Consider the following 23,377-nt stretch of genomic DNA (forward strand, 5'->3'; position numbering starts at 1 on the left):
AAAGCCTGAACCCGGATGAAACCATACGCTTCCTTGCTGAAATGGAGGCTGCAAACAGCATCCGCAGTTTATTCGGTGATGACCGGCGCAACACGGGAAAGTACATCTCATTTGCAAGGGATAGTCAGACAAGCGGTTCTGTTTTTCTGAACGAGCTCCTCGAAGCCGTTGTAAACCAAAAAGTGGTTTCTTTCAGATATCAGAAATACAGTTCAAGCGTTGCTGAGACAAAAACCATTGAGCCTTATTTCATTAAGGAGCACAACCATATTTGGTATGTGTACGGCCGTGATACAGCCATTAATGCATACCGAACCTATGGCATGAACAGGATAAATGATCTCAGTGTCACGGATAAAGCCTTCAGACGCGATCCGGACATCAATCCTTCGTCTGAGTTCAGCAGCGTTATTGGCGTATATACAGAGCCACAAAAACAGGCTGAGCGCATTCTGATAAGGTTTTCAGGTTCTTTCCTTGACCGTATAAAGCATAATAAAATTCACCACTCGCAGAGGATAACAGAAGAAACGCCTGAGCACATAATCATAGAGCTTAACCTTATCCCAACCAGCGAATTCTACACAGAATTACTGAAATATCGTAAATATGCAACGGTGCTTTCACCTGCTTCTGTAAGAGGGAAAGTAAGAGATATTTTGGACGATGCGCTTAGCAACTATCAATAGCTCATATCCAGTTTTATAAGTCAAGCCATTACGATATTATATAATTTTTTTGCTTAAACGCTATTCTTCTTATTGTACATTCACTTACCCTTAAAGTATTTTTTGAGTTAGAGGTTTAGCAGGCTTTTTTACATAAACTGCTTGAGAAAATAAAACCTTCAATTTCAAAATTGAAAGTCCTAAATCATAATGAACGACATTGCTGGCATTATCTTTATCTGTTGTATTTTTTCTTTGAAGCAAAAAACATAAATAATGATAAATAGCAGTAACATGAACGATTAGTAACAGTACCACGGATAGCTGCCCATATTGCTATGGGGGATTTACATTAAACTCACATTTTGATGAGCAATATTCATGCACATCTCACTACCTGCTTGGTGAAAAAATCAGCCAGCTGCTTAGGTGATTCACAGGACCTGAAATTTATTACTTAATATTGAAGCAGCGTTTACGCCAAAATGCAAAAAAGCCCCCGCGACATCGCAGGGGCTTTTTTATAGTATCAATCCGAAAAAAGGATATTCAGAGAAGCTTACTTTAAAACATGAGGTAAGCTTTGCCGAACATAATTGTGTAGGATATCCCTATCCCCCTACACCTCAATCCCCGCCGCTTCGAGCTTTAGCCCGAACCAGTCGGTATTTCGGGTGATGGGGCCCAGGGTCTGGCTTCCGGGGCCGGCTGCGGCGAGTTCCACATAATCTGCGGTGTGTACGCTGCCGGTAAAGGCTACGCTGGTGTAGTTGCTCATCAGATCGCCGAGTACATTCATCGGGCGGGCTTTCATGGCGTAAGCTGCCTGAAACTCGCCGCGCATGGCCTGCTGAAGCATACGGGCATGATCGCGGGTTAAGTCCAGACTTGTTGCTGTTCCGAAGCGCGCAATGATATCAGCAACAGAGGAGTCTTCATTTAAACCGCGCATCATCCAGTTGTTGGTGTAGGTAAAACTTTGAATGCGGTCAAAAAACGGCTCTGAGTCGTTGTAGCCGCGGCCGGCTGCGTTGAGCGCCGGATTGGCGTTGCCGTGATCCGTTGTGATTACGAAAAGGGTTTCATCAGCATGGCGCTCATAAAAATCCCAGGCAACCCGGATGGCTTCGTCGAAGGCAATCTGATCGTAAATAAGGCCGGCAGCATCCATCGAATGCGCAGCGTGATCTACGCGGGCGCCTTCAATCTGCATAATGAATCCGTCGCCACTGGCTTCGAGGGTATCGAGCGCATATTTGGAGAGCTCTGCAAGAGTCGGCACATCGCGCACGAGATCGGGGGTGTTGTCGTGATCGAGCTGATACGGCAGGTGACGCTCCGTAAATACACCGAAGGTGCGCTGAAAACCGTTGGGCTGACCCAGTTCATTTTTTGTGCGGGCAACTTTGTAGCCTTTTTCTGCGAAACCGGCGAACAGGTCGCGGCCGTCTTCGCGAACCCCGGCATCAAAGTGCCGGCTGCCGCCGCCCAGAATAACATCGAACTCACGCTCAAGGTACTGATCGGCAATTTCGTCCTGCATGCCGCGTCGGGCCACATTGGCAGAGAAACCGGCCGGTGTAGCGTGCGTAACTTCGGCGCTTGTTACCAGTGCTGTATTGCGGCCGTTGCGCTTAAAAATCGGAAGGAGAGGCTCAAACGCATTCCCGTCGTCGTCCATATTTATGTTGCCGTTTGTAATACGCTGACCGCAGCCCCATGACGAAGCGGCAGCTGCCGAATCGGGCACGCTTGAGTTTCCGGTTGTCATATCCATGAGTCCGCGGGTAACGGCGCGCTGTTCGTACAGCTCAATCCACTTACTTGCCCGGCCATATTGCCTGCGGCTCATTAAGTCAGCCATTTGCAGGGTTCCGTGACTCATGCCATCCGAAACCATAAAAATGATGTATTTGGCTTTCCCCTGAAAGCGGCCGTTAGAAGCGGGCGTTGAGCAGGCGGAGGCAACGCCTGATGCGCCGGCAAATAGCCCGGTAAGCGCACCCACCTTCAGAAAGTCGCGGCGGTTAAATCCTGATTTTAAATCCTGTGATTTTTTAGAAGACATAATGAATGCATTATTTGAAAGATGGTTAATCCGCACCTGCCGAATATAATGCGAATCATAAGACACAGTGTTAAGAGTTCGTAAAATCGGAAGTAAAGGCTTTCCTGCTCAAGCGGGCAAAAAAAAAGCTTCCCGGAGATTTCCGGGAAGCTTTTCAGTTTAACAGGGTGATGGTTCCTGAACCGGGTTTATTCGGTGAAACCGCCTGCCGTCATTTTGATCGGGTCGAGGGCTTTATCAAGCTCTTCTTCGCTGAGGTCGGTCATTTCGAGGGCCACATCCTTCAGGGCGCGGTCTTCGGCGAAAGCCCGCTTGGCGATTTTAGCCGCCAGATCGTAGCCGATAATCGGGTTGAGGGCCGTTACCAGAATCGGATTTTTGGAAACCATCTGCTGAATTACAGCTTCACGCACCACAATTTTAGAAACGGACATTTTCGCTAAGTTGGCCGCGCCGTTAGCCAGCAGACGGATGGACTCCAGCAGGTTGTGCGCCACAACCGGCAGCATCACGTTAAGCTCGAAATTTCCGTTAATGCCGGAAATGCTGATGGTTGCATCGTTGCCGATTACCTGCGCGCAGATCATGTTGGTAGATTCCTCAATTACCGGGTTCACTTTGCCGGGCATGATGGAAGATCCGGGCTGCAGGGGCGCAAGCTGAATTTCACCGAGACCGCTGTTCGGGCCGGAGTTCATCCAGCGCAGGTCGTTCGAAATTTTGAGCAGGCTAACGGCTACGGTTTTGAGCTGACCGCTGAAATCGACGGGCGCATCAACCGTGCCCTGTGCTTCGAAATGGTTCTCGGCTTCGCGGAAGCTGAGGCCGGTGTAGGCGCTGATGCGCTCCGCAACGAGGCGGCCAAAGTCGGGATGTGTGTTGATGCCGGTACCGACCGCTGTACCGCCCTGCGGCAGCTCAGAAAGGCGGGGCAGGGCTGTTTTCACGCGCTCGATGCCAAGGGCAAGCTGACGGGCATAGCCGCTGAATTCCTGCTCGATGGTTACCGGCATGGCGTCCATAAGGTGCGTACGGCCGGTTTTTACCACATGCGCGTATTCTTTGCCTTTGGCAAGAAACGCATCGTGCAGCACTTTAAGGCTGGGGATGAGATTATTGTTTGCGGCCATAACGGCAGCAACGCGGATGGCCGTCGGGATGACATCGTTCGAGCTCTGCCCAAAATTGACGTGATCGTTCGGGTGCACTTTTTTGCCGGCAACGCCTTTTTCGGCGAGCAGCTGCGTGGCGCGGGTGGCAATCACCTCATTGGCGTTCATGTTGGTGGAAGTGCCGGAGCCGGTCTGAAAAATATCGAGCGGGAACTGCCCGTCGTGCTTGCCGGAAATGACTTCATCGCAGGCAGCTGCAATCACTTCCACAACATCCGCTTCAAGCAGGCCAAGCTCGGCGTTGGCTTCCGCGCAGGCCTTTTTGATGTAGGCTACGGCCTGAATAAACTCGGTGCTGAAAGTTATGCCGCTGATCGGAAAGTTTTCGACCGCACGCTGGGTTTGGGCGGAGTACAGGGCGTTGGCCGGAACCTTGATTTCGCCCATGGAGTCTTTTTCAATTCTGAATTCACTCATCGTAAATAACTATAAATTAAGAGCTCCGGAGGAGCCGATTTGGGTTGATATAGGGAGATTGAATTTCTTTTGGCGGGCATTTTGCTGCACAAGCCTTAACACCACTACCGATATTAAAATATCTCTATAAGATATGAATTTTGGATGAGGGCTGCAAAGGCGGTCCTGAGCCGTAATGTGTTCAGAGATGTTTTGAATGCAGAGAATTGCTAAGTTCTCAAATCCATAAAATTCATAACCCATTTCATATAAAGGAGCCGAAGTTGCTGAACAGAGATGATGAGTACGACCCGATTTTGCTGAAGCTTGAAGGCCGGATTTTGCACAGCCTCCACAATGCTCATATCCGGTGTGTTGAACAGCTTTTCGGAATTACAGAGGCCCAATTGGTCTCGATTCGGGGTATCGGCGGCAAAGCGCTGAAGCAATTAACAGATCTGCTTCACAACCTGCCCTTCGATTACATGCGTCATGATCTTGCTCCGAACCCTGATCAGGATCCGTATCTCGGCCTTTCAGAAGATGTGCATACGCTTATGCGAGAGTTCGCGGACTTCTCATATGATAATACCATTTCACGGGGGCTTTCCTATTTTCGCAACGGCAGGGTTCTGAAAATTACCCCTGAAAATGCGGAAGGCAAACAGTTTTCGGCTCATGTTGAAGGCACAGACATTTACAACGTTTTCATTGATCTCGTGCCGCCTGCGCATCAGCATAAAGGAAGAATCAAGCCGGTTAAAACCAGCCGGTGCAGCTGTCCGATCAATGCATCCTGGAAGGGTTCGTTCTTCAAATGTAAACATATCGTTGCGGCATTTCTTGAAATTGCCATGATGCAACGGCTGGACCGTTTTGAAAGGGACGGTGAGCAGACCGTTAGCCTGAGGCGCTTAAATCAGCTCTTCAAAGAGCCCCCCCTGCAAAAGGCTGCTCCCGATTTTACCGCAAGGGTCCCATTGCGCTACTGCCTGTTCTACAACAGTCAGGTTTGGAATTTGCTGCCTGAAACCGTGTATACTGCTATTCAAAAAATATTCGTACAAACTCAAAATAACAGATACGTTAACTTTTATAAGTGGAACCCCTGGGAGAGTGCACGGCCGCAAAACTCACGCGATCAGATTGTGCTGAATTTCCTGAAGGCCATTTACCACATCGAAGCCAATCCCTATTCCGGAAACGGGGTTTTAATCAGCCGAAGCGACGAATTCACCGATATTTTGTCGCTGCTCGAGAGAGACGAAATCACGGTTCATCACCCGCTGACCGACGGACAGAAGGCCTTTGTTTCGGGTGAAAAAGGTCAGCTTCTCGGTCGGTTCAGCCGAACGCGGCACCAAAACAACGAAGTGCAGCCCGACAGTCTGGATCTGGTTTTCAGTATCCTTCACGCCCAAACAGAAATCCCCGTTTCTGAATGCCTGCTGATTAGCCGGAAACCCTGCTGGGTGTATCACGACCGAAAGATCCTGGAGGTGAACGCCAACGAGCAAACCGCAATGCTCATCAGCGACAACACGGCTGCGGAGGTTACCTTAGGAGCGGATGAACTTGCAGGTTTCTTCGGAGATTTATTCCCCAGGATGCAGTTGCATCAGGTTGAGTTTGAGTTTGAGGATGGGCTTTGTGCCCATAAAGAAGTTGCCCCCGTACCGCGGCTTTACCTTAGTGAGATGGCGCAGGCCCTGCATATCACCCTCCGATTTGCTTATGAAAATACCGAGACGAACGGCAGCTCCGGCAGTGAAATGGTCTTTTCCGGCCTGATTCCGCAAGATGGAGACAATCCTTCCATTCAGATCAGCAGCATCAGCCGGGATATGCTTTCGGAAAGCCAGTGGATTAATCTGCTTGAGTCGGGCGGTATAGAAACCGGAAACGATCCGCAGGAATACGTTGTGAAAAAGAAGCCCCTTGAGTGGGTTGCCCGGAAACTGCCTGCGCTGGTTAAGGCCGGTTTTGAGGTTTACGGGGAAGAGGCCCTCAAAAAGTACGCCCGCCCCAAAAAGATGACCTCCAAGAAATTTCAGATTTCCAGCGGGATGGACTGGTTCGAACTCAGCGGCACGCTTAATTTTGAAGGTCAGGAGCTGAGCATGAGCGATATCGAGCAGGTACTCGTTCCCGGCACGACCTACGTGAAGCTGGCTGACGGCGGCACGGGCGAGCTGCCGAAGTCATGGCTTGAGCGCATCCGGAAACTGCTGCACCTTACCGAGGCCGGAAAGGACAAAGCCCGTGTCCCCAAAATTATGGCCGCTCAGCTGGATGAGCTGCTTGGAGAAGCCGATGAGGTCGAAACAGACGCTGCGTTCGAAAGCTACGCGGAGCGGCTGCGCTCGTTCGACCGCATCGGGGAGGTACCGGCGCCGAAGGGGTTTCAGGGAAGTCTGCGGCCGTATCAGCTTGCAGGCCTGTCGTGGCTGTCGTTTTTGGGCCGTTACGAATTTGGGGGCATTCTGGCCGATGATATGGGTCTGGGCAAAACGGTTCAGGTGCTGGCCTGGCTGCAGCACTGTGCGGAGCAATCCGGCAAGCCTCCCCGCTGCCTGATTGTGGCCCCGCGCTCGGTCATCCAAAACTGGCAGGCTGAAGCCGCGGTCTTTGTGCCGGATCTGGGTGTTTACGTGCATCACGGTCCGGAGCGAAGTCAGAACCCGGCCGACTGGCCCGAAGCCGCCCTCATCGTAACGACCTACAGCACCCTGCGCATAGATATCGAAACCTTCAAAGAAATTGGATTTGACGTGGCCGTTCTCGATGAATCGCACAGCATGCGCAACCCCGCGAGTCAGACCTTCAAAGCCGTGCGGCTCATCAACGCCCGACAGCGGATCTGCCTCACAGGTACTCCCGTACAGAACACCGTGATGGATTTATGGACGCAGTTCCACTTCCTGAACCCCGGTCTCATCGGGAATCAGGCCCATTTCCTCAATAAATGGGTGAAGCCAATTGAGAAATTTGAAAACAAGGAAGCAGGCGGGATGCTCCAAAAAATTACGGCTCCCTTTATCCTGAGGCGCACAAAAAAGAAGGTAGCCAAAGATCTGCCTTCGCTTACCTCAAGCATCGTGCACTGCCCGATGGAACCCAAACAGCGCAAATACTACGACAAGCACCGGCAGGTGTACTACGAAATCATCAACAAAACGCTGGATGAAAAAGGGGTGCGGGAGTCACGCTTTGCCGTGCTTGAGGGCCTCACCAAACTGCGGCAAATTTGCTGCTCCCCCCTGCTCACCAAATCAAGCATCCGGGATGCCGCCAAAATTAACCGGTTTCTGGAGCTGGCCGAAGAGCTGATCAGCGAGGGGCACCGCGCGCTGGTGTTTTCGCAGTTCGTGAAATTTTTGCGGTTAATTGAAACGGAGGTCAAAAAACGAAAATGGGACTACGAGTACTTAGACGGCGGCACAAGGGACCGACAGGAGCGGGTGGACCGCTTTCAGCAGGATGACAGCAAGAAGCTGTTTTTAATAAGCCTGAAGGCCGGTGGCGAGGGGCTCAACCTCACTGCGGCGGACTACGTGTTCATCATGGACCCCTGGTGGAACCCGGCGGCTGAGCGGCAGGCCATGGACCGCACCCACCGCATCGGCCAAACCGAAAATGTTTTCGTGTACCGCCTCGTGTGTCCCGATACCGTGGAGGAAAAAATCCTGAAGCTGCAGGAGCGCAAGCAAAAGCTTTCGGATCAGCTCATTACCGCCGAAGCCGGCATCTTCAAGGAGCTTGACCGCAAAGAGCTGTTAGACCTGTTTGCGTAATTTTTTTAGGATGATGGCTTTTTAGGATGATGGCTTTCCGGGCAGCATCGGGCTTCCGGGTGGTGTTCAGGGGAGGGATATTTTTCCGAGGCGGACACCTTTGCCGGGCTCAAACAGCTCCGGGCCTTCTGTAAAAAGCGTGAGGTAGCCGAGCAGGGCGAAGAGCTGAAGCTCTTTGAAATCGGCAGAGGCGCAGGTTTCGTCAAGGCTGCGGACCGTGATGCCGGTCTGAGACTGAATCTGCCGGAGCAGATGCAGGTTACGCGCCCCGCCGCCGCTTACCAGGATTTCGGCGGAAGCTTTTTCGGCGGGCTTCACAAAACGGAGTATGCCCTCGCTAACACTTCGGGCGGTAAGGGCGCTGAGGGTTGCCATAAAGTCGGTGAAAGCCGGAAGCGGGAGTCCGGCGGCGGCAATGCGCTCAAGCGTATCGGGCAGGTTGAAGGCTTCGGGGCCGGTGGATTTAGGGAAGGGCTGTGCGAAGTAAGGGTGCTGCAACAGCAGCGCGAGAACGGCCTCATCAACCGTGCCGGAGGCGGCGATTTCTCCGCCGGCATCCCAGGGGCCGCGGCCGTGCTGCTGCATGAGCTGATCCATGAGCTTGTTGGCGGGGCCGGTATCGCCCTGTGCGGTTTGTACAAGGGCCTCACCGGGGCGCAGCACGGTAATGTTGGCGATGCCCCCGAGGTTGAGCATAATGCGCAGCCGCTCGGGGCTCCGGTAGCAGTAGTGATCGAGGATGGGGGCAAGCGGGGCACCCTCACCGCCCGCAGCGATATGCCCGCTGCGGAAATCGCTTACAACCGGGCAGCCAAACTGCTGCGCGAGATAATCCGCCCCGGCAAGCTGCAGGCTTACAGCTTTAAAGCTGCCCCCGGACATGCGTTCGTGATAAAGGGTTTGGCCGTGCGTGGCAATAAAGCTGAGATCAGTGCTGTCGAGCCGGGCTGCCTGTGCGGCTTGCTTTAAAGCATCAGCGCAGAAAAGGGCGAACTGCTGTTCAAGCAGCAGCAGCTCCCTTACCGGAGCATCGGCACGAAAGCTGAGTTGGCGCAGCTGCGCGGTGAGCGCATCGGGGAAGGCCGTTGTGCGGGCAGCAATAAGCTCCATGCGGGGCTTCATGGGCTGCGCGGCGTTTGGGGTGATGCGGTAAATGCCGGTGTCGAGCCCGTCCTGCGAGGTGCCGGAGAGCATCGAAGCGGCGTTTAAGGCCTGGGGCGGCTTCCAAAAAGCTGGGGACATGCCGTAGGTTTATGAGTTCAGAAATGTTTAATTTGACCGTGATGCGCACGGGCTTACCCCAAAAATAAACCATGCAGCTTGTGCGCGGTAATTTATTTTCAACCCATTTTTTTTGTTATGGAAGAACAGGGAATCACGATTGAAGAGCTTGCGCGGGCGGTCGCCGAACAGTTTGGTGCCGAACGCTTTGCCGTTACGGAAGATAGTTTTCGGGAAATTTTGTTTATCCGGATTGAAGGATTAAGCAAATTCAGTGAGGAAGAAGTGGAAAAACGTGCCGCTCCTTTACTTGATGAAATAGAATCGGACTATGAAGAGATCATATTAGTTGATCTTTAAAATCGGTGAATCCATTTCATTAAACAGTGTTAAGCAGGTGTAATTCACAAGAAATTCATTTTTTAAGAACCTTATCTTCGTATATTAAGCAAGTGATTAATAAAGGAGTTCCAAACTTAATATTAATACCTTTTGGGGCCCTGCAATTAATCGCGTTTTAAAATAGCATTTAAACTGAAACGTTCTTATATTTAATGAATTCGGAGGTGTACAATGAACACCAACGTAACGATGAAGCAAAACAGGCTTCACAATTTCGACAGATATCACAGTAATTTTAAAGCAAAAATTTTTGATGCGTTCCGGTCATTTATCGATATGATCATCCGCATCGGCAGATAGTTTTCGCAAAGTATTCATAGTAGTTAGTTTGATTAGATTGATTCATAAGATTAGTTGTTAGTTATGTTTGGGAGACCCGGTCATGGAATACTGGCCGGGTTTTTTTTTGCCTTTTTTTCGGGTTTTGACGCTGTTTTTTGAAATGCACCTCAGGCTTAAGCGGTTAGTTCTGTATATTATAATTTCAAACCGGTCTTTTTAATCGGGCCGGGTTTTAAGCATCGCTTCACGTTTTTTCATGAAAGCTTTTAAGACGCTACTTATTTTTTTCGTTGTTACGGCCGGCATTTTCGGAATGGTGGTCGGGCTGAACTGGACAGCTTTTAAGGTCGTTTTTTCTGATCCGGAAACGTTTTCGGAAGGCTCAGAGTGGATTGAGAAAACCTATTCGCTGGCCGGGCTGGTTGAGTTTCTGGAAGCCGCCCCGCAGCATGTTTCGCTGGTTTCGCTGAACCTGACCGACCCGGATGATTCTATTTTATATAATGCGCATGAGCCGCGGGTGATGGGCGCGGTTTCGAACTTGTTCCTGCTTATGGAGTTTGAGCGGCAGTACCGTGCGGGTGAGCTTGACCCCGATGCCCGCATTTATACTGAGGAGCTCGATGCTTTTGTGGTACCAACCTGGTACGAAAGCGGGCACCGGAATGCGATGCGCAGTATCCCTTCAGAAGGCGGCACAATCGCCCTGAGGGATGTAAGGTATCTGGTTTCTCGCAGTTACAGTCAGGCGGCTTCTGACTGGCTTTTTTATTTTCTGGGCGCGGATTCGGTAAATGCCCTGGTTGATTCGCTGGGCGGGGGCCGTATTGAGCCCTGGATACCAGGCTCAGGTTTGCAGCTCGCCGTGCTAATGCGTGACGACGACCGGAGTGTGAAACAGGAAGCAGCACGGCTTCGTGCTTTGGATGCTTCTGAACGGCTTGCCCTGAGTATGGCCCTCTCCAGGCGCTATATTCATGATTCTGATTTTGCTGCTGAAGTTCGTTCCCGCTCCGGCCATATCCGCAACCGGCTGCTGGCTGATGAGCGCGCAGTACACGGGCTTTGGAGCCGTGCCGAGCCGCTTGCTCTCACGCAGGTGCTTGCCGATGTGATGGAAGGCCGCTTTATAGATGCGGAGTCAGGTTCGCGTATTCTGGAACCTTTCGGCTGGGCTTTTAACGACCCCGTTGTGCAGCAGCATGCTTCAGAATATGGCGCGCTGTTTGGCAGCAGGCTGAGCTATCAGGCGGGTATGGATTTCGGTACTTCGGTTTACACTGGTGACCGCTTTGCACAGGTGATGCTGTTCGATGATCTGCCCGTAGCGTTTTTCCTGCATATGAGCAGCAACCACATGAACCAGGATTTGCAACGCCGCCTGATTTATGACCCGGAGCTGCGCCGGCTTACACACCTTGCTTCGGAGCAGCAGCTTACTGTAAACCGCGAACCGTGAACCGTGAACCCTTATTTTTTTAAGCCCCCCCCTTCGGGATATATCGTGATCTAACATTTTTAAAAACATAATTTTCAGGAGCTTATTATGATTTCAAAACTGACGCCCAAGACCCAAAAAAGTATTGCAGAATATGTGCAGGAACTCAAGGAAACAAACCGGATCCGCAGCAGCAGTGCGCTGGACCATCCGTTTCCGACCATTACCATTTCGCGTGAATTCGGCTGCGCCGGTTTTCCGCTGGGTCAGGTACTGGTAAAACGGCTCAGCAAAAAGGAACAGCCCTGGGAGCTTTACTCGCGCGAGCTCATTACAACTATTTCGAATGAGACCGATCTCGGCAGCGAGCTGTTTACTGATACCTACAAATCAGGCGGTGCCAAGCTCATGCAGGACCTTCAGGAACTGCTGGGTGTTGCTCCATCAGATTTTACACGCTACAAGATGCTCGCCCAGAATGTGCGCATTATCGGCGATCAGGGCAACGCAGTTATTGTGGGGGCCGGAGCGTCCATTCTGGCACAAAAAGAGACGCACTTCTTTAACGTGCGCATAACCGGTAGTTTTAATTTTCGGGTAAACCGCGTAGCCCGCGAACTCGGCCTGAGCCGCTATGAGGCAGAGAAGCTGGTCTCGGAAAAATCGAAAGAACGTCTGGAGTTTATTCAGAGTTTTTCGAAGCACGATATTGCCGATCCCGGCCTGTACCACATGATCCTTCGCAACGATTTCTTCGAGGTCGATCACATGGCCGATTTGATTCTGGAAGGCATGAAGAAAATTAATTTGATCTGAACCAATTTTTTTACCGGAAAGGGTGAAGTATCTTCATCCTTTCTTTTTTTGGATTTAATACCGCTGATGAAACCCTATCATTTATCTCACTTGGCCTGGCTCATACCGCTGGCGTTAGCAGGCCTGCTTATTCAGCAGGTTTCTGTTTTTTATGGAATCACGAATACCATGGAACAGGGCGAACTGCTGGAAGCAAACATCACGGATTTCCGGATTAAGCAGATTGCCGCGCAAACCAACGGCTATGTGGACCTTCAGTTTCTGGACAGTACCGGGGCTGAACGTAAAGAGCGGCTGAGCCTGCACGCGCAGCATGCTTCGCGGCTTATTGGCGCCAATACCGTTGAAATCCGCTACCTGGCCGGCACTGCCTACGATATCGTAATCGTGAAAACCTTCGAGTACCATCGGAGCACAGTTTTGGTAAATTTGGGCGTAATTTTGCTTTCCCTGCTGGTTATGATACCCGTCAGCATCTGGGCGAGCCGCTATGCACGGCGCCGTGCCGCTGAAACTGAAGCACCCGGCGGGGGTGAGCTTCGGCTTGAATTTGAGAATCAGCCGGCGGGTAAAGCATGATGGAAACTGCCGCCATAAAGTCAGGTTTCGGCCGGCTGTACCTCATCCCGACCCCGCTCAGCAAAACAGGCGGCAATACCTCCCTGCCGGAAGCAACCCTCGAAATTACCCGCAGCATCCGGCACTTCGCGGTCGAGAACATTCGTCAGGCCGCGTCTTTTTTGCAATGGATTCAGCACCCCGTGCCAGAATTTGAGGTTCAGTTTTTTCCGCTCTCCAAACGCACGAGCGAACTGCAGCTTCAGGAGTACGTAACCCTGCTGCTCAACGGCACCGATCTGGGCGTGCTTACCGATGCCGGCTGCCCCGGCGTAGCCGATCCCGGCGCCGACCTCGTGAAACAGGCGCACCGCTTCGGCATTACCGTAGTGCCGCTCACGGGGCCTGCCTCCCCCATCCTCGCGCTCATGGGCCTGGGGCTTGGCGGTCAGAAGTTCGCCTTCGAAGGCTACCTGCCGGCAAAAGCCGAAGCCCGTGCCACCGTGCTCCGTGCCCTCGAAACCCGCTCTGCCCAAACCGGCAGCACCGAGCTTTTCATGGAAACCCCCTTCCGAAACCTGGAAACCCTCAAAGCCGCCGCCGGCCTGCTGCGCATGGATACCTCCCTCGGCGTAGCCGCCAACCTCACAAGCCCCGACGAACTCATCGTGATGTGCGAAGTGAGCGAGTGGCAGCGCCGCAAAATGCCCGACATCCACAAAATTCCCGCCATTTTCGGCCTCAAAGCCGCACAGGATGCCGGCCTCGAAAACCGCCTCAAACGCAAGGCCGTCAAGAAAAAATTCTCCGGCTAAAAACCCGCCGCTGAGCCGGGACTTCAAAGCATCGTTTTGGCAAAACCCGCAGGAACCCCTGAATCCGGCTACCCGGCCATTTCCGGCTTATGTTTTTTTTGGGGGGGGAACTCCGTGAGCATCACTGTCTTTCGTGCCAAAGGAACGCCCCCAAATCAACGGATAATCCCGTGCTTTGGGGTTTCGGTTTCTGCGCTATGTTCAAAGCGGGGACTTAAAGCACGCAGGCTCACTATCTGCCTTTGAAGCGTCCGCAGCTATGTTACCACTATTAGGTTTGGTTTTGAAATCAGGATCAAAAGAAACCCAGCACCCATATAAAAAGCATCACGGCTAACAACGATACAAGATTTCCGATGAGGAAATAATCATCGGAAACCTTACCCTTTTCACTGTTTCTGAACCGGGTTCCGATTTTGAGCGCACCAAACGCAATAATAACCTGCGGGTAACCGAGCAAAATACCGGTTATCAAAAACAAACGTTCGAGTACACCCTTAAAGATAGAGATACCGCGCTTCTCTCCCGGGTTCATGTTCTTACTGATCAGGAAATGATACATAAGGTTGATGATCAGCTCCATGACCAACCATATCAGAAAACCGTAAACCCAGATCATAGCGCCGCCTCCATAAACTCAAGCCCGGCGAAAACGGCTTGCTTCAGCAGATTGTACTCGTTAATCATCAGCGTCTTGCGGCGGCGGTAAATTTGGGTGCGGTCTTTCCCATGCAGCTTCCCGACTTCCGCATCGCTCTCATTTTGAATCATATCAAAGATGAGTTCATAATCGTCAGGGTTCCAGCGTGAAATGATGCCGTCAAGTACAGCAAAATTCCTGTTCAGCTGTGCCGCGTGAGGGGCAGCTTCAGTTGGCAGGCTGATGGTGTACCGGCGGCGGTTCCGGCCTTTATCCGTAAGCAGCTCCCGCGCTCTGGTGAGCCCTTCCCCCATCATCCCCCAGGCTTTGTCCGGGTTAATGGCCGTCTCGATAAATCCCTGATGCAGCACATAATGAAGCCGAAACGGCACCGGCAGCAGCAGCCGGTTTTCTTCCATGTAGAAAATTGTCCGTATCCCGGAATGCAGCGATTGTGTAACGCCCTGAAATTCATCCCCCAGGGTGATGGTGTAGGGCGATGGGGTCTCCGGTTTAAACTGCTCGTTGGTTTTTTCAACCAGTTCCCGCAATGCTGTCTGAAGCTTTGCCGCATCCAGCTCCCGGCTCGCGGACACATCACCCATCAAAATAAAGGCTGTTTCTTTTTTTGAAGTCATAGTGGATAATACAACTGTTGCAAAATAACTGCAAATAATTTATTGTTGCATAAAAACTGCAACAATAGAATATTTGCAGTTATTTTGTAACACCAATGGCCAGCATTCGGCTGTTCTTGAATATCTGTGTTGAAAACAGAGCTGAAGCTGCACTTAACCGTTATTTTCAAGCTTGACTTATTCGTTATTGCGTAAAAATATAGCTTGACAAATACTCACAATATGTCATACTATACCTTGACAATGTGAGTCAAAAAGTCAAATTATCAGTTTACCAAAATGGACAAGCAACAGCTCATTATAAGTCAGCTCGAAAAGCGTGTCTCTGCTTTTTCGGAGGCAGTGGCAATTCCCCACCCCCCTTCAGGATGGGTAAAAGCGGTACGTAATGCACTCGGTATGACCCTCGAACAGCTGGGAAAAAAACTCTCGGTTTCTAAACAGGCAGCACTTGAAATCGAAAAAAGGGAAAAGGAAGGAAGAATTACAATCAACAGCCTCAGAGAAACAGCTCATGCCATGGATATGAAGCTGGTTTATGGTTTCGTACCAAAAGACGGCTCTTTTGAGAAGCTAATTGATAAAAAAGCAACTGCACTTGCCAAGGAAATTGTTCTCAGAACTTCACAATCAATGAAGCTGGAAGATCAGGAAAACAGCGATGAACGAATTGCAAAAGCCATTGAAGAAAAAACCTTAAAGCTTAAGCAGCAACTGCCTAAGGCGCTATGGGATTAGATTTCGGATATATTTCGGGTCAAACGCCAATTGACGAAGAGGAACAGCTTGATCTGCTGATCCCGGGAATTTCAATGCGCTCGGAACTTGATGAGTTTGAACAGCAAAATATTGAGGAAGCCTTACTGTGGGTCATAGGCCGCAAACTGACAGCTGAAAAGATATTAAGCGAGAGTTTCATACGTCAGCTCCATAAACGCATGCTGGGAGAAGTTTGGAAATGGGCAGGAACATACCGGAAAAGCAATAAAAATATTGGTGTCGATAAATGGCAAATACCGGTTGCCTTAAAGCAACTATGCGATGATGCACTGTTTTGGCATAAATCCGGCACTTTTGAGCCTGATGAAATGGCCATCCGTTTTAAACATCGCCTTGTTAGTATTCACTGCTTTCCGAACGGAAACGGCCGCCATTCCCGCCTGATGGCAGATATTATTGCAGATAAACTCTATAATCTCCGTCCGTTTACATGGGGTAGTCAAAATCTCATTCATCTTTCCGAAGTGAGATCCGAGTACCTGAAGGCTCTGCGCCAGGCTGATGCCGGTGAGCTCACCCCATTGATTCGGTTTGCACGCTCCTGACGCTGCTGCGCTACTCCCCCGCCATTAGCACCGCGCCTGATTTGGGCAGGATGAGCAGCTGCAGGCGGTTGTCGCTGCGGATATTCCAGGAAATTGCGTTGGTGCCGAGGGCGTCAATCAGGCCGCGGGCCGCAATTGCTGAGGGGAGCATCAGTTCGATATCGGCCGGCTGACTGCTGTTGTTAAGGATCACAAGAGCGTAATCGTCGCCGAGGGTGCGGGTGTAGGCGAGTACGTTTCGGTGATCGTCAGCCACTACGTAATCGAGCTCGCCGAGCGCGAACACGCGGTTATCCCGGCGCAGGTGAATGAGCTGCCGGTACCAGGCATGCAGCTCCATATCGGCCTGCACACGGTCGCGCGGTTTTTCGAGGCCGAAGGGATGGGCAACTTCATCATCAAATTCGAGGTCGGGCCAGATCAGCGGCTTGCGGTTGTCGGGGTCGTCGGCGCCCCACATGCCCAGCTCATCCCCCATCCAGATGTGCGGCGCGCCCAGCCAGGTAAACTGATGGATGAGCATCAGGCGCACATCGCGCCAGGTGCGCTCATCCGGCCGGTGAAGCATGTAGCCGGCATCTTCCCGAGGGTTGACCCGATACTTGTTCAGGTTCGCCTGATTAAAAATGGACGTGCTGAAGCGCGGCGTATCGTGGCTCGCAGTAAGGTTCATCTGCGCCCGCAGCACTTCGGGGCGAAGGCCGGCCGAGACCGAATCGAGATGATGCACAAATTCCGAGGGAGTTTGCAGCGGCGGTGCGCCTCCGCCCAGCCACTGCCGGGCCGGACGGTACCAGCGGTAGTTCATCGCCGCATCAAAGATATCGCCTTGCAGCCATTCGGTGGGGTCCATGAGTTTTTCAGGCCACTCCGCCCACCACAGCTCGCCAACGAGGTAAGCTTCGGGATTGATGCCACGCACGAACTGACGGTATTCCCGCCAGAAGTCAACGGGGATGAGCTCGGCCACATCGAGACGGAAACCATCAACGCCCCGGCTCACATCGCCGTCGGGAGCCAGCCAGCGCTCGGTAACGGCATAGATGTGCTTCACCAGCTCCGGATGGAAATTACCGGGGATGAGGTCACCGTGCGCGAATGCCTCCACCGAATCGTAGCGCCGGAACTGCGGCAGCTCGGGCACGCCGGCCCAGCCCGGAAAACTGAAGGAGGTTGAATCGCTTTCGAAACTGTCGATTTGGTACCAGTCAGCAAAGGGCGACGCCTCCTGATGCTCAAGGATGTGCTGCCATGCCCAGAACGTGATGCCGGTATGGTTCCAGGAATAATCCATAATTACGCGAATGCCACGTTTTTTGGCTTCTTCCACCACCTGAAGAAAGAGACGGTCGGCGGAAGTCCACACCCAGGTTGACGGATCGGCCGGATCTTCGGCCGCCATCAGCGCCATATCGCCCTCGGGGTCGGGACCAAAATTGACGTCGATGTGGTGATAGCTGCGCGCGTCGTACTTGTGCAGCGATGGCGAATCGTTGAGCGGATTGAAATAGATGGCGGTAATGCCCAGATCGTGCAGGTAGTCGAGCTTATCGAGCACGCCCTGAAGGTCGCCTCCGTAGCGCCGCATCTGTACGGTACGGTAAAAATCTTTACCGCTTTCGAGGGCCCAGTCCTCCATTTCGTACCAGTCCTGCGTCCATCGTGTGGGCTGCCAGCTGTCGGGCTTGTTGTGCGGCCAGGAGCCTTCCACGGTTTGCAGCGTCGGGTTATTCGAGGCATCGCCGTCGCGGAAACGCTCCACAAAAATCTGATACCAGATGGCTTCCTGCGCCCACTCAGGCACCGAATCCGGCGGAGGCGTTTGCTCCTGCCCGGAAGCGCATCCCCCGATAAAAAACAAAAACAGGATGGCAAAAATGGTAAGAAGACGGAATGCAGGGAAAGAAGTCATCACAAATAAAAATAGGTGGACGTTGAGCGGTTACTTTGCATAAGCACTTTTTGACCTTTAAAAATAGGAAAATTGCGGCAAACGGGCGGGTACAAATACACGACCGGAAGCTCACCAGTCCGATTTTTCCAGCTCGAAAAGCGCATGAACCTCCATCTCAAAAACCGCTGCAATTTTGAGCGCCAGCACCACGGAGGGCACGTATTTGTTGGTTTCGATGGCGTAGATGGTTTGGCGGCTCACGCTGATTTTTTCGGCCAGCTCGGTTTGCGTTATGTTGCGGGCGGTGCGCTCCTGCTTCACGCGGTTATTCATGGCTGCCCTCCCGACTCAGGCGGAACATCACCCACTCGAAGCGCATGATAAAAATGAGGAGCACGGTGAACATGTTGACAATCATTACCGTGAAGAACGGACTGCTGAACACAAACCAGATGGCGAAGAGCAGCACGATATAGTTTGCGTAAACCGCCCAGACCAGGCTCTCAAGCCGGATCCGGGTGATGTACTCATCTTCTGTCTCCCTGCGGGAAAACGCCAGCATGAGTCCGCCAATGATAATGCCCGTTGCGGTGAGTTCGGTCGCAATATTGGTTTGGGTGAAGGTAAACCAGCGATCAGGGCCGAGAGGCTCAGAAGTGACAACCGCAAAAAGCGTGAGATCCAGCCATTCGGGCTCAATCTGAAAAAACAGCAGGATGATGCCGAGAATGGAAAAGTTGGAAAACAAAACCCAGCCGGGTTTTCTGAAAGATGCAGGCAGGAGCGCGTTCATAGGATTACAGATGTGAAATGAAGGTTGGATTGGAATGACAAGCAAACTTGTCGTTCGTAAAGTATTCTTTACCTTCGTGAATGTCAAGTAAACTTTGCATTACGAGACTCAATTCAGGTTTACTTAGGTAGCCATACCTTCTTCTCTGCCCCCATAAAAAGCAATATGGCGAAAGACTATGCGGAGGGCGAAATATCACCCTTTCGGGCGATTGAAGCATAGAGAGCCACAGGGTAGTTTAATTTAAGCAATTGGTAAACCAAATTTACCAGTTCTAAAATCCACCTATTACCAAATTACACTACCTTGAAAAATTTAATCATCTTACTTCAGGCCTTATTAATGGCCTTCATGCTCCTGAGTCCGGCGGCAGTATCCGCGCAGGACGACACCCTCCTTTATGAGTGGGAACCACAAACACTGATGATCAAAATCAGCGAACAGGCGTTTTCGGAATTCAGCCCGATGCGCACCGGCGACACCTTTCTCACCGGTATTGAAGCGATAGACAACAGCCTTTCGGAATTCCGGCCTGTATCTGCAGAGCAGGTTTTCCGCACTGACCCACGCTTTGCGGAACGGCACGCCGCCTTCGGCCTCAACCGCTGGTATTTCATCCGCTTCGATCAGCCGATGGATGAAAAAGCTTTTGCGCAAGAGCTCGGCATCTTAGCTGAAGTTGAAGCAGCAGAACTGAATAAATTCGTAAGAGAACACCCTATGCTTCAGGCTCAGGCCTCAGGTACTGCTGATGCCCTGCGCACACACCCTATGGGCAGCAACGACCCCCTGCTTGAGCAGCAATGGTACCTCAACAATACCGGACAAACAGGCGGTACCCCGGGGGCAGACATCAACGTATTCCCGGCATGGGAAATGACAACCGGCAGCCCGGAAGTTATTGTGCTTATGATTGATTCCGGCATCGATGCAACACATCCGGATTTGGAAAACCGCCTCTGGATAAACCCGACGCCAGGCCCGGAAAACGGATATGAGGATGACTTCCACGGCTGGAATTTCCTAGATTTGAACAATAATATTCAGGACACCTTCGGTTATGGAAGTTACGGTGCAGCGCTTATCGCAGCGCAGACCAACAATGAGGTCTTTATGGCAGGTATTGCTGGTGGTTACGATGATAACGACGGCGTAAGAATTATGACGGCAAAAATCACTAATAATCAAGGCTTTTACTTTCCCCAAATTGCTGCGCAGGGGTTTGTTTACGGGGCAGATAACGGAGCCGTGATCGCATATGATTCCTGGATGCCATTTGGAGGACAGGCTCTTATTGATGCCATTATCTACTTTCAGCAGAATGCGGGTATGGATCAGGCCGGCCGGTCTACCGGCCCGATTATGGGTGGGGTAGTCATATTCCAGGCTGAATTCACAACAATACCGGGTTGGTCTTCAAGTCTTTCAAATCCGTTTTTCGTTACCGGAACCGATCACAACGATCAGCTCAGTCTTTTTGGGGCGGGTTTCGGTGAATGGGTAAGCCTTTCCGTTCCCGCTGTTAACGTAATTAGCTTATGGAGAAACGGACAACCTATTTCTCATTCCAACAATCAACCAGCTATGTATATTGCCACCGGAGCAGCGGCATTACTGGCATCGCATGTGCCTGGTTTGACAGCAGATCAGGTTTATGCGCTGCTGCGTGTCGGCTCTGATAGCATTGATGATTTAAACCCAGGCTATGAAGGCTTGCTCGGCGGACGACTCAACATTTACCGTACTCTGAATTTTGGAACAAATGAAGCCCCACCCGCAGTAATAAGCGATCTTACACACTTAGGGCAGCCGACTGAAAATTCAGTAATGATAAGCTGGACAGCCCCATTCGGATTTAACAATGAAGGTCAGGCCGAAAACTACCTGATCCGCGTTTCCACAAGCCCCATCAACGAGTTAAATTTTGATGATCCGGAAAACATGCAGTTTGTGAAATCAGCCAGATTTCCCGAATCGATTGAAGAATTCCGCCTTACTGGTTTATCCCCTCAAACCGGATATTATGCAGCCATTAAATCCCGAAACGCATTAGGAACTATCAGTGAAATTTCGAATGTCATCGTTTTTATAACAGATGGTTCGCCGGCCATCAACATTACAACTTCAGATGACCTGAACATAACACTGCGGGCAGGCGAAACGGCAACCAGAACCATCACCTTAAATAACCCCGGAGAAGGCGTCCTGCACTACTCTTTTCCGGCGCATATTGCTGATGGTTCAAAAAGCCCAGAAGAAAGAACAGCTTTGTTTAACAGAGTGAATAATGAGCTAAGCCCCGGAGTCATTTCCCAAATGCAGGCAGGCCGATTCTCTGGTCTGGCAGGCAATAAAATTTCCGGTCAAAACCATTTAAACTGGTCTGAAGTAGTAACACCATTTGTAGAGTATGCTTTTACCGATTTAACACTGGATCCCTTCGAATTTTTTGCTTTAGACAAGAATCTCTACAACGGTGACCTCACTGCCGTTGGCGCAAATATTACCTTAACTGAAAACCAAAGCAATGGCTGGACCGAAGCTGTAGATTTTACCGTTCTTTTTTGGGACGGGGAACGCTACCCTCTTTTAGTAGGCGGTCCGTATGGCATACAGGCATTGGAGAATTATTTCTGGACAACCGGCTACGACCCTGAGCCAGGAACTGTTATCGCTGAAACGGTATCCTTTAACAATCCTGTGCCCATAGATGATTTAGAAATCAGGCTTAAAAATAACTACTCTTTCGCCGAAGGTTCGGCGACATGGAGTGGCAGTCTGTTTTTCTATGGTATTTATGAAAAGCCCCAATACATTACCGTAATCACCCCAGCAGCCGGCAGCCTGCTACCCGGAGAATCGGTGGAAGTTACTCTCACCTACACCACACCCCAAACCGGGTACTTCGAAACAGAGCTGATTGTTCGCAGCAACGATTTGAGCGCACCAATAAGCCTGCTGAGCACTTCTCTGCTTGTTACGGAAAACCTGGACTACGCCGGCCTGATCACGCCGGCCACCCACACCATGGAGCGCGGCAGCGTGGTTGAGATCACCGGAGCAGCAGCCCTTGAAGAGGTAACCGGCAGCGGTACCGCCCCTGACGGGCTGAGCTTTGAAGTTGGGTTCTCCAGGGAAAACACGCATCCCCGCACCTGGCCAGAAAGCGCCTGGGTAAGCGGCGCATTTGTAGGAAGCATAAACAGTACTGATGTTTTCAGCGCATCCACAGGCGACATGCTTGATGAGGGCACCTGGTATTCTGCCACCCGCTTCACCTACGAAGGCTTCTATGCTTACGGCGGCTACAGCGAATCCGGGGGCGGGTTTTGGGATGGGGAAACACATGTTTCCGGTGAGCTTAAAATCAAAGTACTGGTAAGTACCGAGCCGGTCGCTGATCTCCCTGCACAGTTCAGCCTCAGGCAGAATTATCCGAACCCGTTCAACCCGGCAACGGTCATCAGCTGGGAGCTGCCTGCCGCTTCTGAAGTACTGCTGGAAGTGTACAACATCTCCGGTCAGCATGTGGCAACGCTGGTAAACGGCACCCAAAATGCCGGCGCGCATCAGGTGCGTTTCGACGGCAGCGGGCTGTCATCCGGGATTTATCTGTACCGTCTGCAGGCCTCTGCAACCGGAAGCGGCTCAAATACCGTACTCGTTCGCAAAATGAGCCTTGTAAAATAGGAGAAACAAAAAGCTGTTGACGCCACAATAACTAAAGCAAAAGAAAAGCCGGTTTTACATTTGTTAATTCCGGCTTTTCTTTTATTATTACCCATGCCTATTTAAACCAACCACCTAAGTGAAAACCCTTAAAAGTGAAGTTATAGTAAGAGTCTGTATTGTTGAAGATGACGACCATATTCGTGAACTCTATATCGGTTTACTCGAGAAATCAGCAGGGTTCCGGTGTGTGGGCGGCTATTCCAATGCGGAAGATGCGCTCTCCGATATTCCGCTCAAAAAACCGGATTTGGTTCTGATGGATATCAATCTGCCGGGTGCCTCGGGTATCAGCTGCACACAAAAGCTGAAAGCTCAAAATGAAGCCCTGCTGATAGTAATGCTCACCGTTTATGAAGACACCGCACATATTTTCGATTCTCTTGCAGCTGGTGCTGTCGGCTATCTGCTGAAATCCGCAAAACAAGAAGAAGTTCTCGAAGCGCTGCATCTCGCCTTAAACGGCGGGGCACCTATGTCGGCTCAGATAGCGCGGAAAGTAGTTCAGTCATTTAGAAAGAGCAAAACGTTAAATGAATTAGAAGAACTCACGAGCCGTGAGCACGAAGTACTCACCTCACTGGCCTCAGGCCTTCAGAACAAAGAAATAGCGCAGCAGATGTTTGTTAGCATAGATACCATCAAAACCCACATCCGCAACATTTACAGAAAGCTGGAAGTGCGTACCCGTACCGAAGCCGTCGTAAAATTCATAGACAACAGCTGAA

At 51.2% G+C, this 23,377-nt stretch carries 19 protein-coding genes; 11 read left to right on the forward strand and 8 right to left on the reverse strand.

Features of this window, described 5'->3' with window-relative positions; translation table 11 throughout:
* A partial coding sequence (locus tag LAT75_RS06845; RefSeq protein WP_291481895.1) for a WYL domain-containing protein occupies positions 1-689 on the forward strand: 689 nt, incomplete at its 5' end.
* Positions 690-1,287: 598 nt separating this feature from the next.
* Here LAT75_RS06845 and LAT75_RS06850 read toward each other — a convergent pair.
* Positions 1,288-2,736, reverse strand: coding sequence for an alkaline phosphatase (locus LAT75_RS06850; RefSeq protein WP_291481896.1), 1,449 nt, complete (start codon positions 2,734-2,736; stop codon positions 1,288-1,290).
* Positions 2,737-2,924: 188 nt separating this feature from the next.
* On the reverse strand, positions 2,925-4,325 hold the full coding sequence (locus tag LAT75_RS06855) for a class II fumarate hydratase (RefSeq protein WP_291481897.1): 1,401 nt from the start codon (positions 4,323-4,325) through the stop codon (positions 2,925-2,927).
* Between the two features lie 263 nt (positions 4,326-4,588).
* On the opposite strand from LAT75_RS06855, the gene LAT75_RS06860 reads away from it, so the two are divergent.
* Positions 4,589-8,098: an SNF2-related protein gene (locus LAT75_RS06860; protein WP_291481898.1), complete on the forward strand. Its 3,510-nt coding sequence runs from the start codon at positions 4,589-4,591 to the stop codon at positions 8,096-8,098.
* A gap of 66 nt (positions 8,099-8,164) precedes the next feature.
* Here LAT75_RS06860 and LAT75_RS06865 read toward each other — a convergent pair whose 3' ends face one another.
* The gene (locus LAT75_RS06865) at positions 8,165-9,340 is read right to left on the reverse strand and encodes an anhydro-N-acetylmuramic acid kinase (RefSeq protein WP_291481899.1); all 1,176 of its coding nucleotides are present in this window, start codon (positions 9,338-9,340) and stop codon (positions 8,165-8,167) included.
* A 117-nt stretch (positions 9,341-9,457) separates the two neighbouring features.
* Between LAT75_RS06865 and LAT75_RS06870 the strand changes: the two genes are divergently transcribed.
* From LAT75_RS06870 to LAT75_RS06890, 5 genes are all read left to right on the forward strand, one after another.
* A complete protein-coding gene (locus tag LAT75_RS06870; protein ID WP_291481900.1) occupies positions 9,458-9,679 on the forward strand; it encodes a hypothetical protein in 222 nt (73 codons plus the stop codon).
* Positions 9,680-10,259: 580 nt separating this feature from the next.
* Positions 10,260-11,462: a serine hydrolase gene (locus tag LAT75_RS06875; protein WP_291481901.1), complete on the forward strand. Its 1,203-nt coding sequence runs from the start codon at positions 10,260-10,262 to the stop codon at positions 11,460-11,462.
* 87 nt (positions 11,463-11,549) lie between these two features.
* Positions 11,550-12,257, forward strand: a complete 708-nt coding sequence (locus LAT75_RS06880) for a cytidylate kinase-like family protein (RefSeq protein ID WP_291481902.1) — start codon at positions 11,550-11,552, stop codon at positions 12,255-12,257.
* A 90-nt stretch (positions 12,258-12,347) separates the two neighbouring features.
* A complete protein-coding gene (locus tag LAT75_RS06885) occupies positions 12,348-12,836 on the forward strand; it encodes a hypothetical protein (RefSeq protein WP_291481903.1) in 489 nt (162 codons plus the stop codon).
* Positions 12,833-13,630: an SAM-dependent methyltransferase gene (locus LAT75_RS06890; protein ID WP_291481904.1), complete on the forward strand. Its 798-nt coding sequence runs from the start codon at positions 12,833-12,835 to the stop codon at positions 13,628-13,630. Before LAT75_RS06885 ends, LAT75_RS06890 begins: the two co-directional genes overlap by 4 nt.
* A gap of 295 nt (positions 13,631-13,925) precedes the next feature.
* Here LAT75_RS06890 and LAT75_RS06895 read toward each other — a convergent pair whose 3' ends face one another.
* Together LAT75_RS06895 and LAT75_RS06900 are read right to left on the reverse strand one after the other, a co-directional pair.
* Entirely contained in the window at positions 13,926-14,192 is a 267-nt protein-coding gene (locus LAT75_RS06895; protein WP_291481905.1) for a hypothetical protein, read from the reverse strand.
* A gap of 53 nt (positions 14,193-14,245) precedes the next feature.
* On the reverse strand, positions 14,246-14,908 hold the full coding sequence (locus tag LAT75_RS06900; RefSeq protein WP_291481906.1) for a SatD family protein: 663 nt from the start codon (positions 14,906-14,908) through the stop codon (positions 14,246-14,248).
* 279 nt (positions 14,909-15,187) lie between these two features.
* Here LAT75_RS06900 and LAT75_RS06905 point away from each other — a divergent pair, with 279 nt between their 5' ends.
* Positions 15,188-15,646, forward strand: a complete 459-nt coding sequence (locus LAT75_RS06905; RefSeq protein ID WP_291481907.1) for a mobile mystery protein A — start codon at positions 15,188-15,190, stop codon at positions 15,644-15,646.
* On the forward strand, positions 15,637-16,233 hold the full coding sequence (locus LAT75_RS06910) for a mobile mystery protein B (RefSeq protein WP_291481908.1): 597 nt from the start codon (positions 15,637-15,639) through the stop codon (positions 16,231-16,233). Before LAT75_RS06905 ends, LAT75_RS06910 begins: the two co-directional genes overlap by 10 nt.
* A gap of 10 nt (positions 16,234-16,243) precedes the next feature.
* Here the strand turns inward: LAT75_RS06910 and LAT75_RS06915 are convergent, their stop codons facing one another.
* From LAT75_RS06915 to LAT75_RS06925, 3 genes are all read right to left on the reverse strand, one after another.
* Positions 16,244-18,145, reverse strand: a complete 1,902-nt coding sequence (locus LAT75_RS06915) for a glycoside hydrolase family 13 protein (RefSeq protein ID WP_291481909.1) — start codon at positions 18,143-18,145, stop codon at positions 16,244-16,246.
* Between the two features lie 111 nt (positions 18,146-18,256).
* Entirely contained in the window at positions 18,257-18,460 is a 204-nt protein-coding gene (locus tag LAT75_RS06920) for a helix-turn-helix transcriptional regulator (RefSeq protein ID WP_291481910.1), read from the reverse strand.
* Complete coding sequence (locus LAT75_RS06925; RefSeq protein WP_291481911.1) at positions 18,453-18,920, reverse strand: hypothetical protein; 468 nt, start codon at positions 18,918-18,920, stop codon at positions 18,453-18,455. Before LAT75_RS06925 ends, LAT75_RS06920 begins: the two co-directional genes overlap by 8 nt.
* Before the next feature lie 306 nt (positions 18,921-19,226).
* Between LAT75_RS06925 and LAT75_RS06930 the strand changes: the two genes are divergently transcribed.
* Together LAT75_RS06930 and LAT75_RS06935 are read left to right on the forward strand one after the other, a co-directional pair.
* Positions 19,227-22,610: a subtilase family N-terminal domain-containing protein gene (locus tag LAT75_RS06930; protein WP_291481912.1), complete on the forward strand. Its 3,384-nt coding sequence runs from the start codon at positions 19,227-19,229 to the stop codon at positions 22,608-22,610.
* Between the two features lie 118 nt (positions 22,611-22,728).
* Positions 22,729-23,376 (forward strand): response regulator transcription factor, encoded by a 648-nt coding sequence (locus LAT75_RS06935; protein ID WP_291481913.1) that lies wholly within the window; start codon positions 22,729-22,731, stop codon positions 23,374-23,376.
* The last annotated feature ends 1 nt before the right edge of the window (position 23,377 follow it).

Origin of the sequence: Cyclonatronum sp. (genome assembly GCF_022565315.1) — a bacterium.
GTDB lineage: Bacteria > Bacteroidota > Rhodothermia > Balneolales > Cyclonatronaceae > Cyclonatronum.

What these genes read in the sequence shown, in the direction of transcription:
- LAT75_RS06850 (WP_291481896.1), bottom strand. Translation starts at nt 2,736, where the DNA reads ATGTCTTCTAAAAAATCACAGGATTTAAAATCAGGATTTAACCGCCGC.
- LAT75_RS06855 (WP_291481897.1), bottom strand. Translation starts at nt 4,325, where the DNA reads ATGAGTGAATTCAGAATTGAAAAAGACTCCATGGGCGAAATCAAGGTT.
- LAT75_RS06865 (WP_291481899.1), bottom strand. Translation starts at nt 9,340, where the DNA reads ATGTCCCCAGCTTTTTGGAAGCCGCCCCAGGCCTTAAACGCCGCTTCG.
- LAT75_RS06870 (WP_291481900.1), top strand. Translation starts at nt 9,458, where the DNA reads ATGGAAGAACAGGGAATCACGATTGAAGAGCTTGCGCGGGCGGTCGCC.
- LAT75_RS06875 (WP_291481901.1), top strand. Translation starts at nt 10,260, where the DNA reads ATGAAAGCTTTTAAGACGCTACTTATTTTTTTCGTTGTTACGGCCGGC.
- LAT75_RS06880 (WP_291481902.1), top strand. Translation starts at nt 11,550, where the DNA reads ATGATTTCAAAACTGACGCCCAAGACCCAAAAAAGTATTGCAGAATAT.
- LAT75_RS06890 (WP_291481904.1), top strand. Translation starts at nt 12,833, where the DNA reads ATGATGGAAACTGCCGCCATAAAGTCAGGTTTCGGCCGGCTGTACCTC.
- LAT75_RS06895 (WP_291481905.1), bottom strand. Translation starts at nt 14,192, where the DNA reads ATGTATCATTTCCTGATCAGTAAGAACATGAACCCGGGAGAGAAGCGC.
- LAT75_RS06900 (WP_291481906.1), bottom strand. Translation starts at nt 14,908, where the DNA reads ATGACTTCAAAAAAAGAAACAGCCTTTATTTTGATGGGTGATGTGTCC.
- LAT75_RS06905 (WP_291481907.1), top strand. Translation starts at nt 15,188, where the DNA reads ATGGACAAGCAACAGCTCATTATAAGTCAGCTCGAAAAGCGTGTCTCT.
- LAT75_RS06910 (WP_291481908.1), top strand. Translation starts at nt 15,637, where the DNA reads ATGGGATTAGATTTCGGATATATTTCGGGTCAAACGCCAATTGACGAA.
- LAT75_RS06915 (WP_291481909.1), bottom strand. Translation starts at nt 18,145, where the DNA reads ATGACTTCTTTCCCTGCATTCCGTCTTCTTACCATTTTTGCCATCCTG.
- LAT75_RS06920 (WP_291481910.1), bottom strand. Translation starts at nt 18,460, where the DNA reads ATGAATAACCGCGTGAAGCAGGAGCGCACCGCCCGCAACATAACGCAA.
- LAT75_RS06925 (WP_291481911.1), bottom strand. Translation starts at nt 18,920, where the DNA reads ATGAACGCGCTCCTGCCTGCATCTTTCAGAAAACCCGGCTGGGTTTTG.